This window comes from Streptomyces sp. NPDC051286 (assembly GCF_044455345.1).
Lineage (GTDB): Bacteria > Actinomycetota > Actinomycetes > Streptomycetales > Streptomycetaceae > Streptomyces.
This window is the reverse complement of sequence record NZ_JBITER010000001.1, coordinates 373,163-387,028: the sequence shown is the minus strand read 5'-3', so window position 1 is coordinate 387,028 and position 13,866 is coordinate 373,163. Positions and strand designations below refer to the sequence as shown.

At 70.6% G+C, this 13,866-nt stretch carries 11 protein-coding genes; 9 read left to right on the top strand and 2 right to left on the bottom strand.

Translation table 11 applies throughout. The features are described from left to right. The first annotated feature begins 38 nt into the window (after window positions 1-38). The 4 genes from ACIBB8_RS01750 to ACIBB8_RS01735 all read left to right on the top strand — a co-directional run bounded on the left by ACIBB8_RS01750 (window position 39) and on the right by ACIBB8_RS01735 (window position 5,019). Window positions 39-866 (top strand): class I SAM-dependent methyltransferase, encoded by an 828-nt coding sequence (locus ACIBB8_RS01750; protein ID WP_398948402.1) that lies wholly within the window; start codon window positions 39-41, stop codon window positions 864-866. 446 nt (window positions 867-1,312) lie between these two features. After that, window positions 1,313-2,395 (top strand): nicotinate-nucleotide--dimethylbenzimidazole phosphoribosyltransferase, encoded by a 1,083-nt coding sequence (gene cobT / locus ACIBB8_RS01745; RefSeq protein ID WP_398948401.1) that lies wholly within the window; start codon window positions 1,313-1,315, stop codon window positions 2,393-2,395. Window positions 2,396-2,485: 90 nt separating this feature from the next. After that, window positions 2,486-4,285: a phosphatidylglycerol lysyltransferase domain-containing protein gene (locus ACIBB8_RS01740; RefSeq protein WP_398948400.1), complete on the top strand. Its 1,800-nt coding sequence runs from the start codon at window positions 2,486-2,488 to the stop codon at window positions 4,283-4,285. Further along, window positions 4,282-5,019, top strand: coding sequence for a hypothetical protein (locus tag ACIBB8_RS01735; RefSeq protein ID WP_398948399.1), 738 nt, complete (start codon window positions 4,282-4,284; stop codon window positions 5,017-5,019). Before ACIBB8_RS01740 ends, ACIBB8_RS01735 begins: the two co-directional genes overlap by 4 nt. Here ACIBB8_RS01735 and ACIBB8_RS01730 read toward each other — a convergent pair. Next, window positions 4,962-5,723 (bottom strand): hypothetical protein, encoded by a 762-nt coding sequence (locus tag ACIBB8_RS01730; protein ID WP_398948398.1) that lies wholly within the window; start codon window positions 5,721-5,723, stop codon window positions 4,962-4,964. The genes ACIBB8_RS01735 and ACIBB8_RS01730 overlap by 58 nt on opposite strands. A gap of 87 nt (window positions 5,724-5,810) precedes the next feature. Here ACIBB8_RS01730 and ACIBB8_RS01725 point away from each other — a divergent pair, with 87 nt between their 5' ends. Beyond that, window positions 5,811-6,590: an adenosylcobinamide-GDP ribazoletransferase gene (locus ACIBB8_RS01725; RefSeq protein WP_398948397.1), complete on the top strand. Its 780-nt coding sequence runs from the start codon at window positions 5,811-5,813 to the stop codon at window positions 6,588-6,590. Window positions 6,591-6,688: 98 nt separating this feature from the next. Here ACIBB8_RS01725 and ACIBB8_RS01720 read toward each other — a convergent pair whose 3' ends face one another. Then, window positions 6,689-7,522 (bottom strand): endo alpha-1,4 polygalactosaminidase, encoded by an 834-nt coding sequence (locus ACIBB8_RS01720; RefSeq protein WP_398948396.1) that lies wholly within the window; start codon window positions 7,520-7,522, stop codon window positions 6,689-6,691. A gap of 250 nt (window positions 7,523-7,772) precedes the next feature. Here ACIBB8_RS01720 and ACIBB8_RS01715 point away from each other — a divergent pair, with 250 nt between their 5' ends. The 4 genes from ACIBB8_RS01715 to ACIBB8_RS01700 all read left to right on the top strand — a co-directional run bounded on the left by ACIBB8_RS01715 (window position 7,773) and on the right by ACIBB8_RS01700 (window position 13,836). Next, complete coding sequence (locus ACIBB8_RS01715) at window positions 7,773-9,317, top strand: leucyl aminopeptidase (protein ID WP_398948395.1); 1,545 nt, start codon at window positions 7,773-7,775, stop codon at window positions 9,315-9,317. 385 nt (window positions 9,318-9,702) lie between these two features. Further along, window positions 9,703-11,091: a dihydrolipoyl dehydrogenase gene (lpdA, locus tag ACIBB8_RS01710; RefSeq protein ID WP_358858442.1), complete on the top strand. Its 1,389-nt coding sequence runs from the start codon at window positions 9,703-9,705 to the stop codon at window positions 11,089-11,091. Between the two features lie 60 nt (window positions 11,092-11,151). Next, entirely contained in the window at window positions 11,152-12,903 is a 1,752-nt protein-coding gene (gene sucB / locus ACIBB8_RS01705) for a 2-oxoglutarate dehydrogenase, E2 component, dihydrolipoamide succinyltransferase (RefSeq protein WP_398948393.1), read from the top strand. 309 nt (window positions 12,904-13,212) lie between these two features. Next, window positions 13,213-13,836, top strand: coding sequence for a GntR family transcriptional regulator (locus tag ACIBB8_RS01700; RefSeq protein WP_398948392.1), 624 nt, complete (start codon window positions 13,213-13,215; stop codon window positions 13,834-13,836). Window positions 13,837-13,866 lie beyond the last annotated feature (30 nt).

Genomic DNA, 13,866 nt, shown 5'->3' with positions numbered 1-13,866 from the left:
CGCATCGCACCAGGGTCAGCGGCAGGAAGGGAGCGGACATGGCACGAGTGAGGCCGATGCTGGAAGGCGTTCCGGAGACCCTGCTCTGGACGCTCTACAACCGGGCGTACGAGGCGGGTCAGCTCTATCCCGTCATCGACGATCCGATGGCGCTGCAGCTCATGGCGGACCTCGACTACCCCTTCGAGGAGCGTTTCGGGCGGCCGAACGCCTTCCACTCGCAGGCGCAGGCGCTGCGCTCACGCTGCTTCGACCTGACGGTGCAGGGCTATCTGCGCGGACATCCGGAGGCCACCGTCGTCGCGCTCGGCGACGGTCTGGAGACCGGCTTCTGGCGGGTCGACAACGGGCGGCTCACCTGGCTGAGCGTGGAGCTGCCCCAGGTGGCAGCGTTGCGCCGGGCGCTGCTGCCCTCCTCGGACCGGCTGCGGACGCTCTCCCGGTCGGCGACCGATCTCTCCTGGCTGGACGAGATCGAGGACCCTGCGGGCCGGGGCGTGATCGTCACGACGCAGGGGCTGCTGATGTATCTGCAGCCCTGGGAGGTACGGAAGATCCTGGCGACCTGCGCCGAACGGCTGCCGGGCGGGGTGCTCGTGCTGGACTCGATGGCGCGCCGGCCGGCGAAGGGGACGGTGGCCGGGAAGTCGAAGGTCGGCTCCATGACCGTCCCGCCGATGCACTGGGCGATGAACCCGGGCGAGCGGAAGAAGCTGCGCAGCGCGCATCCGAACATCACGGAGGTGCGCGCGCTGGGGCTGCCGCGGGGGCGGGGCGCGATGGGAGAACTGATCCGGCTCCAGCATCTGACGCCGGGGCTGCGGACGCTGACCCCCGCGATGACGCTGCTGCGCTTCGGGGCCTGACGGCCTCCCCCACGACAGGGAGTGGATCGGCGAGCGGCGTCATGCGGCTTCGATGGCAAGGCGGAGGAGGGAGTCGACGCGGAGCGTCGGTGACCGACGACAACGCCGCCAGCGAAGCCGCATGACGCCGGGAGCCCACTCCCTGTCGCGGGGGAGGCCGTGAGGGCCGGCCGCCGCACTGAAGAGGCGTCAGAATCATGGCAGGTACTGTTCCGCAATGAGCCCGCCGCCGGGCTCAGAGCCTGTCGGGTGACCTTCGATCGGAGAGCGGACGCGGCATGGCGCGTGCGATTCCAAGGCGCCGGGATGGCCTTGTAGCGGAGCTACCAGGGCATTTCGGCAACGCCGGAAGCGCGCGTGCCAGGGCGTGGCCGCTCTCCGATCGAAGGTCACCCGACAGGCTCTCACCGGCCCACACCACGTAACGACCCGCGAGGCAGACTCCCGTGAATCTGGACGACTTCTCCGACCTGATCGAACGCCCCGACGGCGGCGTACGGCGCGACGCCGAGGAACGCCGGGAGCGGCAGATTGTGCCGCCGGGCGCCCTCGGCCGGCTCGACGAGCTGGGCGAGTGGCTCTCGGCCGCCCAGCAGGCCGTGCCGGTCAGACCGATCCAGCAGCCGCGTGTGGTGCTCTTCGCCGGTGATCACGGGGTGGCCGAGCTCGGCGTCTCCGGCCGCGCGGCCGGGACCGCCCACGAGCTCGTCCGGGCCACACTGGAGGGCGCGACGCCGCTGGCCGTGCTGGCCCGCCAGTTCTCCGTACCGGTGCGGATCGTCGACGCCGGACTGGACTGTGAGCCGGAGCTGCTGCCCGAGTCGGTCGTGCGTCACCGGGTGCGGCGCGGCAGCGGCCGGATCGACATCGAGGACGCGCTGACGGCCGAGGAGGCCGAGCAGGCGGTACGTCTGGGCATCGCGATCGCCGACGAGGAGGCCGATTCGGGCACCGATCTGGTGGTGCTAGGCGATCTGAGCGTCGGTGGCACCACGGCGGCCGCCACCCTGATCGCGGCCCTGTGTGGCACGGACGCCTCGGTGGTCACCGGGCGCGGCGGCGCGGGAATCGACGATCTCGCCTGGATGCGGAAGTGCGCGGCGATCCGGGACTCGTTGCGGCGGGCCCGGCCGGTCCTCGGCGACCAGCTGGAGCTGCTGGCCACGGTCGGCGGCGCGGACCTGGCGGCGATGACGGGGTTCCTGCTGCAGTGCGCGGTGCGCAGGCTGCCGGTGATCCTGGACGGCGTGGTCTCGTCGGCGTGCGCGCTGGTCGCTCAGCGGGCCGCCTTCCGGGCGCCGGACTGGTGGCTGGCCGGTCAGGTGAGCGGCGAGCCGGCACAGACGAAGGCGCTGGACCGGATGGCTCTCAACCCGCTGCTGGACCACGGTGTCATCGTGGGCGAGGGAAGCGGGGCACTGCTGGCGCTTCCGCTCGTGCAGGCCGCCGCCGCGCTGGCGGCGGAGCTGCCCGAGCGTGCGTCGGCCGACGAGGACGACGCCTCGAAGACCGACGAGGACGACGACTGACGGACCCTGCTGCGCTGCGGCCGCCGACCACCGGACACCGGCCGCAGCAGGCCTCCCCATAGAGCGAAATGCCCCATATGATCGCTTTTTATGGGAGAGGTCCGATTGACCGGCCAGGACGCCCGGCGAAGCACCGTCCGCTCACGACGCAGCGCGGCATTCACCATCTGGTATCTGCGCATCGTGTCGTTCATCAATTTCCTGAGCGCCGTCTGGGTCACGCTCGGTCAGGACCTCCGTCGGCACAACACCGAGAACTACTTCACGCCCTATCTGCTCACCGCGGGCTTCTCCTCCGGAGTGGTCGCCCTCTTCCTGGCGATCACCATGCGACGGCGCAAGCGCGCCGCCTGGATCGTCAACATGGTGCTGAGCGGCCTCCTGCTCCTGCTCTTCGCCTTCGTGATCGTCTTTCCCGAGATCCGGCAGTACCCGCAGAACTGGATCTCCCTGGCGCTGACAGCCGCTTTCGTCGTGGCACTGATCCTGGGCCGGCGGGAGTTCTACGCGAAGGGCGACCGGTCCAACGCGAAGCTGGCGGCCGTGGTCGCCGTCGGCGGGCTGATGGTCACCTCGCTGATCGCCACCCTGCTGGTCACCGTCACGAACACGGCGCACGACGAGTACCGGTCGGCCTTCCTCGACCGCTGGCGCTACGGCGCGCTGCGGCTGGTCTCGGTCGCGACCGACGAAGCCCGCTTCCCCGGCATCACCGTGCCCGGCTGGGCCAATGTCGTCATCAACATCCTCTCCACCCTGCTGCTGATCGCTGTCGTGTACGTGGCGTTCCGCTCCCGCCGGGCCGTCGACCCGATCACCCCGCAGGACGAGGACCGGCTCCGCGCCCTCCTCGAAAAACACGGCGAACGCGACTCGCTCGGCTATTTCGCACTGCGCCGGGAGAAGAGCGTCATCTGGTCGCCGACCGGGAAGGCGGCCGTCACCTACCGGGTGGTCGGCGGGGTCTCGCTCGCCTCCGGTGATCCGATCGGCGACTTGGAGGCCTGGCCCGGCGCGATCGAACCATGGCTGGCCGAGGCCCGCGAACACGGCTGGATCCCAGCGGTGATGGGGGTGAGCGAGGAGGGCGGCACGGTCTACGCCCGGCACGGGCTCGACGCGCTGGAGCTCGGCGACGAGGCGATCGTGGAGACCGCCGAGTTCACCCTCGAAGGGCGGGCGATGCGGACCGTCCGCCAGGCGTACAACCGGATCAGGCGCGCCGGGTACGAGGTGACCATCCGGCGCCACTCCGACATCCCCGACGAGGAGATGGCCGAACTGGTGCGACGCGCCGACGACTGGCGCGACGGCGAGACCGAGCGCGGCTTCTCGATGGCGCTGGGGCGGCTCGGCGATCCGGCGGACGGCCAGTGCGTGATGCTCGAATGCCGTGACGCAGCGGAGAAGGAGCAAGGCGAAGGAGCGGGCGGCCCCGGCGAACTGCGTGCCGTACTGAGCTTCGTGCCCTGGGGCCCGAACGGTCTCTCGCTGGACCTGATGCGCCGTGACCGGAACGCCGAGAACGGCCTGATGGAGTTCATGGTCATCGAACTCCTCCAGCGCGCCAAGGAGATCGGAATCACACAGGTGTCGCTCAACTTCGCGATGTTCCGGTCGGTCTTCGAGAGGGGATCGCGGCTGGGCGCGGGGCCGGTGCTGAGGCTGTGGCGCTCATTGCTCAGCTTCTTCTCGCGCTGGTGGCAGATCGAGTCGCTCTACCGCGCCAACGCCAAGTACCGACCGATCTGGGAGCCGCGTTTCATGCTCTTCGAGAAGAGCTCCGACCTGTTGCGCATCGGCATCGCCGCGGGCCGCGCCGAAGGGTTCCTGGAGGCGCCCGGGCTGCCCAAGTGGCTGCACCGCTCGCACCTGGAGACCCGTAGATGAGACCGATGGCGGCGCTGCCCGAGGCCGCCCGCCGCGAATGGGGGCCGCTGTTCTCGACCGTACACGGGGGGCTCACCCGTTCCCGGCTGCGCGCGGTCCCGATGACGCTGGGCGCGGTCGGCCTGACGGCGCTGCTCCATGTGGTGCAGAACCAGCCGTGGGGATTACGTCCGGTGCGGTTCCTCGGCTCGGTGCGGGCCGAGGAACCGCTGTGGACCGCCCTGCTGCGTACCCCGCTGTCGCTGTTCGTGCCCGCGCTCGATCTGCCGGTGTGGGGTGCGCTGGCGCAGGTGCTCGTGGTGTTCGGGGCCGCCGAGATCTGTCTCGGACGACGGCGCACGCTGCTCATCGCGTACGTCGCCACGCTGGCCGGGACACTGTACGCACGGACCGGCGTCGCGGTCGGGCCCGACGGGCTGTTCGGACTGCCCGCAACCGACGCGAAGGTCGTCGACACCGGACCGTCGGCGGCGGTGGTCGGGGTCGCGGTCTATGTGTGCCATGCCTACCGGGCGTGGCGCACCGGGGCGGTGGTGATCGCGGTGATGGTCATCGAAGTGATCTTCAAGAACAACCTGGCGGGCAAGGAACACCTGGCGGCGATCGCCGCGGTGCTGATCCTGTGCGGTCTCACCGCCCGGCACGACAGGCGTCGGCATCTGCCCGCCCGCAGCGATCAGGACTTGGGCGGGGGAAGCCGGTCCCGGTCCGGCGCTCCGCCGATGAGGTCCTGAAACCTGCGGCTCGGCCCCACCCAGCGCCGGTCGTGGTGGTACGCGCGCAGCATCGCCCTGGCACGGGCGCGGTGCCGGTTGCGGTAGAGCCTCTTCGCCCACATCGACGTCGGCCGGGCCAGCCGGATCGCCCCGAACAGGGCGACGAACGGCACCAGGGTGCCGATCACCGCCATCCGCGCCTTGCCCTTGAACAGGGCGATCAGCACGAAGCAGAAGTTGATCAGCAGGGTCAGGACGATGCCGAGCCGGCCCTGCTGCTGATCGCTGGTCAGTTCCTTCACCCCGAGCGGCGAGAAGCCGCCGAGGAGGAGCAGGACGAGTGCCGTGGTGAGGACGACGACCTCGACGCTCTGGCGGCCCTGTTCAGACCAGTACACGTCGTCGAGATGGAGGATCAGGGCGAACTCGTCCAGCACCAGACCCGCGCCCATCCCGAAGATCACCGCGCAGATGCCCGCCCCGACGCCGTACCGTCCACTGGAGACCGCGCCGAAGCCGCCGACCACCGTCAGCACCACACCGGGCACCACGTGGTGGACGTGCAGCCCGCCGGGCGTGATGTTGCGGAACGGCCCCTTTCCGGCCCTGATCATCCGGGTGATGAGACGGGTGATGGCGAAGGTCAGCACAAAGGCGGCCAGGGCGAGAAGCAGGGGCAGCTTTCCCGGCTCGACGAAGTTCTGATCGAACCAGTGACCCATGCCACCACTCCCGTTGGTCCGCTTTTGCGGTACTTTGCAGCGTTTCCGCCAATCTAGCGGCCCGGCCGAGGGATTAGCCTGCGCGCCGTGACCTCCCTGAACAGCCATGGCATACGTTTCGCCTTCGGCACCCTGACCGTGCTCCCCGTCCGCGTCACCCGCTGGGACCGCGAGGCCGCCCGTGCCGGGATGCTGAGCGCCCCGCTCGCCGGTCTGGTGGTGGGGCTGCTCGCGGCGGTCCCCGGCGCACTGTTCCTGCTGCTCGGCTCCGGGCCGCTGCTCGCGGCGGTCGCCTCCGCCGCGGTGCCCGCGGTCCTCACTCGGGGGCTGCACCTCGACGGACTCGCTGACACGGCGGACGGGCTCGGCAGCGGCAAGCCCGCGGCGGACGCGTTGCGCATCATGAAGCAGTCGGACATTGGGCCATTCGGTGTCATCACCCTGCTGTTCGCCCTCCTGGCCCAGGTCGCGGTCCTCCATCAGCTGTACGGGGAGGGCTGGGCGCACGGCGCGGTGGCCGCGGTCGTCGCGGGAGTCACCGCCCGCCTCGCGCTCACGCTGGCGTCCCGTCAGGGCGTACCTCCGGCCCGGCCGGAAGGGCTGGGGGCGACGGTGGCGGGAACGGTGCCGACAGGGGCGGCGGCGGCCGTGACGGTCGCGGTGGTGGCCGCGGGGTCGGCGACGGGGGCAGTGTTCGGCGGGTACGGCGCGCTGCACCACGGCCTTGCCGTAGTGGCCGGGCTGATGGGCGCGCAGCTGCTGCTGCGGCACTGCGTGCGACGGTTCGGGGGCGTGACCGGCGATGTCTTCGGGGCGGTCGCGGAGACGGCGGCGACGGCGGCGCTGGTGGCGTTGGCCCTGGGCTAAGGGCTGTCCCGTAAGCCAGGCGTTCCGGGCCCACGAAGACCGGCAGGACAGGACCTGGGCGGACGCGGGTGCGCGGCGGCCCGGTCTCCGTCCTCTCCTCAATCCGTGGACGGGCTCGCCGCGCAGCTCCGGCGCCAGGTGCCCAGGTCGTACTTCTTGCGGAGCGAGCTCAGACGCAGCCTCGTCGACTCCGGGCAGAACCGTGCCACCGGCACCTCGTACTCCACATGGAACACCGCCTTGTCCGCCTCGATGAACGGGGTGAGGTCGGCGCACTCGTCGTACTGGGCGCACTGTTCGTTGACCGCGAAGTCGAAGTCCGGTTCCAGCTGCGGGATCTGGTCCAGGTCGTTCTTCAGCCCCACCGCAAGTCCGTGGCGGTGGGCGATGCGGGCGACGAGGCGGTTGTAGCGCAGCTGATCGGCATCGGTCAGGGGGAAGCCTGTGCGGTTGCGGTAGCCGTCCATGTTGTCGGGCTCGACCGCGTCGAAGCCCTTCTTCGCACACATCTCGATCCGGGACTCCATCAGCGGCCCGAGCAGATCCGTGCGGCGGATGTCGAGCCAGCGCTCCCCCGGCCAGCCGTTGCCCTTCCCGAGGACCGAGGCGGGGAACTTCCCGGCGTCCGGGCGGAAGTCCTCCCAGGCGCCCGTGGACACGTAACAGATGACCTTGCGGCCACGGCGGTGCAGATCGGCGACCGCCTGCGCATCGTGCTCGAAGCCGTCGATGTCGTACACCGGAACGTCCACGGTGGGGTCGAGGCGGCCGGAGAGCTGCCACTGCCAGTCGGTACCCGGCTTCGGCTGCCAGCGCGCCGCGGAGGTGGTTCGAGGCGCCGAGGTGCAGCCGGCCAGCACCGCCGACAGGATCAGTACGACGACCGGCGCCGACTTCGGTCTCGTCCTGCGTGCAGCCCGCTGGGCGCGCATCGCTCTCCCCCACTCGCTCCGGCACCTCCGAACGACCCTACTTCCCGGGCCGGTTGCACCGTCGCGGCCCCCGACCGGGCCGGAGCCCTGCCGCCGGAACGGGCCGCAGACGGCCCGCCGCCGTGATCCCGCAGCAAAGGCGCGCGTAGGCTCATTCCCGGCACATTGCGGCGGCGTCTACGATGCGCCGGGCACGGTCGGCCCACCCCTCGACCGACAACGAACTCAACGGAAGCGAGATTTCACCACCGTGACTGCTCTCACTCTCAGCACTGCCGGTGCGGCGACGCTGCGCGCCGACGCACTTGTCGTCGGCGTCGCCAAGGGAGCCAAGGGCCCGGTCGTCGCACCGGGCGCCGAGGCCGCGGACAAGGCGTTCGGCGGAAAGCTCGCCACCGTCCTGGAGACCCTGGGCGCCTCCGGTGCCGAGGGCGAAGTGACCAAGCTCCCCGCACCGGACGGCCTCAAGGTCCCGGTCGTCATCGCGGTCGGACTCGGTCCGGTCCCGGAGAAGGACGCGGCGTTCGACGGCGAGGCACTGCGTCGGGCCGCCGGTTCCGCCGCGCGTGCGCTGACCGGTTCCAAGAAGGCCGGCTTCGCGCTGCCGATCACGTCCGTCGAGGACGCCGAGGCCATCGCCGAGGGCGCACTGCTCGGCGCGTACGCCTTCACCGCGTACCAGGGCGGCGAGAACAAGCTCGCGCCGAAGGACAAGAAGAACGGCAACGGTGCCAAGCTGCCGCTCGCCGAGGTCGCCCTGCTCGGCACCAAGCCGCGCGACAAGGCGTTCAAGGCGGCCGCAGAGCGTGCCACCGCGGTCGTCGAGGAGATCAACCGCGCCCGCGACCTGATCAACACCCCGCCGAACGACCTGTACCCCGAGTCCTTCGCCGCCGTGGCCACGGCCGCCGGCAAGGAGCACGGCATCAAGGTGCAGGTCTTCGACGAGAAGGCGCTCGTCAAGGGCGGCTTCGGCGGTCTGCTGGGCGTCGGCCAGGGCTCGACCCACGGCCCCCGCCTGGTGAAGCTCGCCTACACGCACCCGAAGGCGGAGAAGACCCTGGCCCTGGTCGGCAAGGGCATCACCTACGACTCGGGCGGCATCTCGCTGAAGCCGGCCGGTCACAACGAGACGATGAAGTGCGACATGAGCGGCGCCGCCGCCGTGTTCGCGGCCGTCGTCGCGGCCGCCCGTCTCGGCCTCCAGGTCAACGTCACCGGCTGGCTGGCGCTCGCCGAGAACATGCCGTCCGGCAACGCCATCCGCCCGGGTGACGTGCTGCGCATGTACAGCGGCAAGACCGTCGAGGTGCTGAACACGGACGCCGAGGGCCGGCTCGTCCTCGGCGACGCGCTGACCCGCGCCTCCGAGGAGAACCCGGACGCGATCGTCGACGTCGCGACCCTGACCGGAGCGATGGTCCTGGCCCTGGGCCACCGCACCTTCGGCATCATGGCGAACGACGACGCCTTCCGTACGTCCATCCACGAGATCGCCGAGGAGGTCGGCGAGGCCTCCTGGCCGATGCCGCTCCCCGCCGACCTGCGCAAGGGCATGGACTCCCCGACCGCCGACATCGCCAACATGGGTGAGCGGATGGGCGGCGGCCTGGTTGCCGGTCTGTTCCTGCAGGAGTTCGTGGGCGAGGGCATCACCTGGGCGCACCTGGACATCGCAGGTCCGGCCTTCCACGAGGGCGCGCCGTACGGCTACACGCCGAAGGGCGGCACCGGTTCCGCGGTCCGCACGCTGGTGAAGCTGGCGGAGCGCACCGCCGCCGGGGACCTCGGCTAGAGGATGCTCCGTGCGTACGGCCCCGGGCATACGTCCGGGGCCGTACGTGTTCACCCGTCGGCATCGACAGCACCGTGCACGCAGGTTTCGCTCTCAACGAAATCCGCACTCCCACCCGTCTCCCACCCTCACCCTTCCACCGTGGTGCTTCGCGCCGCTCCTACCAATCTCTACGCAGCAGTAACCATCCGGAACGGGTGATCATCCGTCCCGGACCCGGGCCCCGCGTCCCGCCCACCGTCAACAAGTGCGAAGATGGGTTCTCGGCAGGACAGGGCCCCCACCACAGGGCCGAATAACAAAAGCGGCCGAACACCAGCCGACCGGCCGGTCATCCCCCAGCGACGGGGCCCGGCGTACGGCGCACATGCATGGAGGACGTGACGTGGCGAACGACGCCAGCACCGTTTTCGACCTAGTGATCCTCGGCGGTGGTAGCGGCGGTTACGCCGCGGCCCTGCGCGGAGCGCAGCTGGGCCTGGACGTCGCTCTGATCGAGAAGGGCAAGGTCGGCGGCACCTGCCTGCACAACGGCTGCATCCCCACGAAGGCGCTGCTGCACGCCGGCGAGGTCGCCGACCAGGCACGCGAGGCCGACCAGTTCGGCGTCAAGGCCACCTTCGAGGGCATCGACATCGAGGCCGTCCACAAGTACAAGGACGACGTGATCTCGGGCCTGTACAAGGGTCTGCAGGGTCTCATCGCCTCGCGCAAGGTCACCTACATCGAGGGGGAGGGACGGCTCTCCTCCCCCACCTCGGTGGACGTGAACGGCCAGCGCATCCAGGGCCGCCACGTGCTCCTGGCGACCGGCTCCGTGCCGAAGTCGCTGCCGGGCCTGGAGATCGACGGCAACCGGATCATCTCCTCGGACCACGCGCTGAAGCTGGACCGCGTCCCGAAGTCCGCGATCGTCCTGGGCGGCGGCGTCATCGGCGTCGAGTTCGCCTCGGCGTGGACGTCCTTCGGTACCGACGTCACGATCATCGAGGGCCTGAAGCACCTCGTTCCGGTCGAGGACGAGAACAGCTCGAAGCTTCTTGAGCGCGCTTTCCGCAAGCGCGGCATCAAGTTCAACCTCGGTACGTTCTTCCAGAGCGCCGAGTACACGCAGGACGGTGTCCGCGTGACCCTCGCCGACGGCAAGACGTTCGAGGCGGAGGTGCTGCTGGTCGCGATCGGCCGCGGCCCGGTCTCGCAGGGTCTGGGCTACGAGGAGGCCGGCGTCGCGATGGACCGCGGCTACGTCCTCGTCGACGAGTACATGCAGACCAACGTTCCGACCATCTCGGCCGTGGGCGACCTGGCCCCGACGCTGCAGCTCGCGCACGTCGGCTTCGCCGAGGGCATCCTGGTGGCGGAGCGGCTGGCCGGCCTGAAGACCGTCCCGATCGACTACGACGGTGTCCCCCGGGTGACGTACTGCCACCCCGAGGTCGCTTCCGTGGGCATCACCGAGGCCAAGGCCAAGGAGCTCTACGGCGCGGACAAGGTCGTCGCTCTGAAGTACAACCTTGCCGGCAACGGCAAGAGCAAGATCCTCAAGACCGCGGGCGAGATCAAGCTCGTCCAGGTCAAGGACGGTGCCGTGGTCGGCGTCCACATGGTCGGTGACCGTATGGGCGAGCAGGTCGGCGAAGCCCAGCTGATCTACAACTGGGAGGCGCTGCCGGCCGAGGTCGCGCAGCTCATCCACGCCCACCCGACGCAGAGTGAAGCGCTCGGCGAGGCCCACCTGGCCCTGGCCGGCAAGCCCCTCCACTCCCACGACTGATCCAGTCCCGGGCGCGACGACCGACCCACTTCCGCACTTTCGTAAGGAGCAACTGAAACCATGTCGGTTTCCGTAACCCTTCCGGCGCTCGGTGAGAGCGTCACCGAGGGCACTGTCACCCGCTGGCTGAAGGCCGAGGGCGAGCGCGTCGAGGCCGACGAGCCGCTGCTCGAGGTCTCGACCGACAAGGTCGACACCGAGATCCCGGCGCCCGCCGCCGGCATCCTCGCGTCCATCAAGGTCGCCGAGGACGAGACCGTCGAGGTCGGCGCCGAACTGGCCGTCATCGACGACGGCACGGGTGCGGCCGTCCCGGCCGCGGCTCCGGCCGCCGAGCCCGTGGCCGCTCCGGTGGCCGCCCCGGCTCCGGCGCCGGTGGCGGCGGCTCCCGCCGCCCCGGCCCCCGTGGCCGCGGCTCCGGCCGCTGCCACGACCGGTACGGACGTCACCCTCCCGGCGCTCGGCGAGAGCGTCACCGAGGGCACCGTCACCCGCTGGCTGAAGGAGGTCGGCGAGGAGGTCACGGAGGACGAGCCGCTGCTCGAGGTCTCCACGGACAAGGTCGACACCGAGATCCCCGCCCCGGTTTCCGGTGTGCTGCTGGAGATCGTGGTCGCCGAGGACGAGACCGCCGAGGTCGGCGCGAAGCTCGCCGTCATCGGTGCCGCGGGTGCCGCCCCGGCGGCTGCCCCGGCTCCGGCCGCTCCGGCCCCCGTGGCCGCTCCGGCTCCGGCTGCTCCGGCCCCGGTCGCCGCAGCCCCCGCCCCGGTGGCCGCTCCGGCTCCGGCAGCGCCGGCCGCCCCGGCGCCCGTGGCCGCGCCGGCCCCGGCTCCGGTCGCTGCTCCGGCTCCGGTCACCCCGGTGGCTCCGGCCGCCGTCGACGACGGTGCGTACGTCACGCCGCTGGTCCGCAAGCTCGCCGCCGAGAACGGTGTCGACCTCGGTGCGGTCAAGGGCACCGGCGTCGGTGGCCGTATCCGCAAGCAGGACGTCGTCGCCGCCGCGGAGGCCGCCAAGGCCGCCGCTGCCGCTCCGGCCCCCGTCGCGGCCGCCCCGGCAGCCGCGAAGGCGCCGAAGCTGGAGGCGTCCCCGCTGCGCGGTCAGACGGTCAAGATGACCCGCATGCGCAAGGTCATCGGCGACAACATGATGAAGGCGCTGCACTCGCAGGCCCAGCTGACCTCGGTCGTCGAGGTCGACATCACGAAGCTGATGAAGCTGCGTAACCAGGCGAAGGCCGCCTTTGCCGCCCGTGAGGGCGTCAAGCTGTCCCCGATGCCGTTCTTCGTGAAGGCGGCGGCCCAGGCGCTGAAGGCCCACCCGGTCATCAACGCCCGGATCAACGAGGACGAGGGCACCATCACGTACTTCGACTCGGAGAACATCGGCATCGCCGTGGACGCCGAGAAGGGTCTGATGACGCCGGTCATCAAGGGTGCGGGCGACCTGAACATCGCCGGTATCTCGAAGAAGACCGCCGAGCTGGCCGGTAAGGCCCGCGGCGGCGGCCTGACCCCGGACGACATGTCCGGTGCCACCTTCACCATCAGCAACACCGGCTCGCGCGGTGCGCTGTTCGACACCGTGATCGTGCCGCCGAACCAGGCCGCCATCCTGGGCATCGGTGCCACCGTCAAGCGTCCGGCGGTCATCGAGACCGCCGAGGGCACCGTCATCGGTGTCCGCGACATGACGTACCTCTCGCTCTCCTACGACCACCGTCTGGTGGACGGCGCGGACGCCGCCCGTTACCTGACTGCGGTCAAGGCGATCCTGGAGGCCGGCGAGTTCGAGGTCGAGCTCGGCCTCTGAGCACCACAGTTGTAACCAGCCTCACCAGCGGCGCCCCCGTCCGGAACCCTTCCGGGCGGGGGCGCCGCCGTATTGTCTAAGAGCTGTCCCGTCATCCCTGGTGGATCAGCGCACGGCGTCGGCTACGGTGCAACGCAGGGCGGAGGAGCGCCCTCATACTGGGCGTATTCGGGTGTTCCGACAACGCGGTGAGGTGCCGTAGCTGTCACCGTGCGCCTGCCAGGGATGACGGGAGAGCTTTTAGACACCACCGGTCGCCTCGCCCGCACCGGTCGGATCGGCAGCACCGGTTTCCCCGAAGGAGCCCTCATGACCCCGCCCGTCGTCCACTCGCTGCGCGAACAGATCCGCGAGCACATCGTGGACGGGATCGTCAGCGGGCGCTGGAAGCCGGGCGAGCGGATCGTGGAACGCCGGATCGCCACCGAGCTGGAGGTCAGCCAGACGCCCGTACGCGAGGCGCTGCGGGAGCTGGAGACGCTCCGGCTGATCGAGTCGGCGCCCAACAAGGGCGTACGGGTCCGGAATCTGACCGCCGCCGACCTGGAGGAGTCCTACCCGGTACGGGCCGGTCTGGAGCAGATCGCGGCGGAGCTTGCGGCTCCGGTGCTCGGCGAGGACTGCTCGCGGCTGTCGCCGCATGTGGCGGCGCTGTACGAGGCGGACCGGCTGGCCGACGGCGAGGCGCAGGTGCGGCACACGGTGGCGTTCCACCGGGAGTTGGTGCGGGCCGCCGGGAACGCCGTACTGCTGCACACCTGGGAGGGTCTGGGCATCGAGGTGTTCACGGCGCTCTCGATCCGGTGGCTGGGGACGGTGCAGAAGTCGTACGCGGAGGAGCACGAGGCGCTCATCGACGCGTTCCTGCGCAAGGACCCGGACATCGGTGCGCTGGTGAAGGCGCATGTCCTGGGATGCGCGCCGCGCGCCTGACGCAGGTACGCCAATGCGTGGTCGGGCGCT

Excerpts from the sequence above, each read along its gene's own strand:
- ACIBB8_RS01735 (WP_398948399.1), top strand. The coding sequence starts at position 4,282 with ATGAGACCGATGGCGGCGCTGCCCGAGGCCGCCCGCCGCGAATGGGGG.
- ACIBB8_RS01700 (WP_398948392.1), top strand. The coding sequence starts at position 13,213 with ATGACCCCGCCCGTCGTCCACTCGCTGCGCGAACAGATCCGCGAGCAC.
- sucB (WP_398948393.1), top strand. The coding sequence starts at position 11,152 with ATGTCGGTTTCCGTAACCCTTCCGGCGCTCGGTGAGAGCGTCACCGAG.
- ACIBB8_RS01720 (WP_398948396.1), bottom strand. The coding sequence starts at position 7,522 with ATGCGCGCCCAGCGGGCTGCACGCAGGACGAGACCGAAGTCGGCGCCG.
- ACIBB8_RS01750 (WP_398948402.1), top strand. The coding sequence starts at position 39 with ATGGCACGAGTGAGGCCGATGCTGGAAGGCGTTCCGGAGACCCTGCTC.
- ACIBB8_RS01740 (WP_398948400.1), top strand. The coding sequence starts at position 2,486 with ATGGGAGAGGTCCGATTGACCGGCCAGGACGCCCGGCGAAGCACCGTC.
- ACIBB8_RS01730 (WP_398948398.1), bottom strand. The coding sequence starts at position 5,723 with ATGGGTCACTGGTTCGATCAGAACTTCGTCGAGCCGGGAAAGCTGCCC.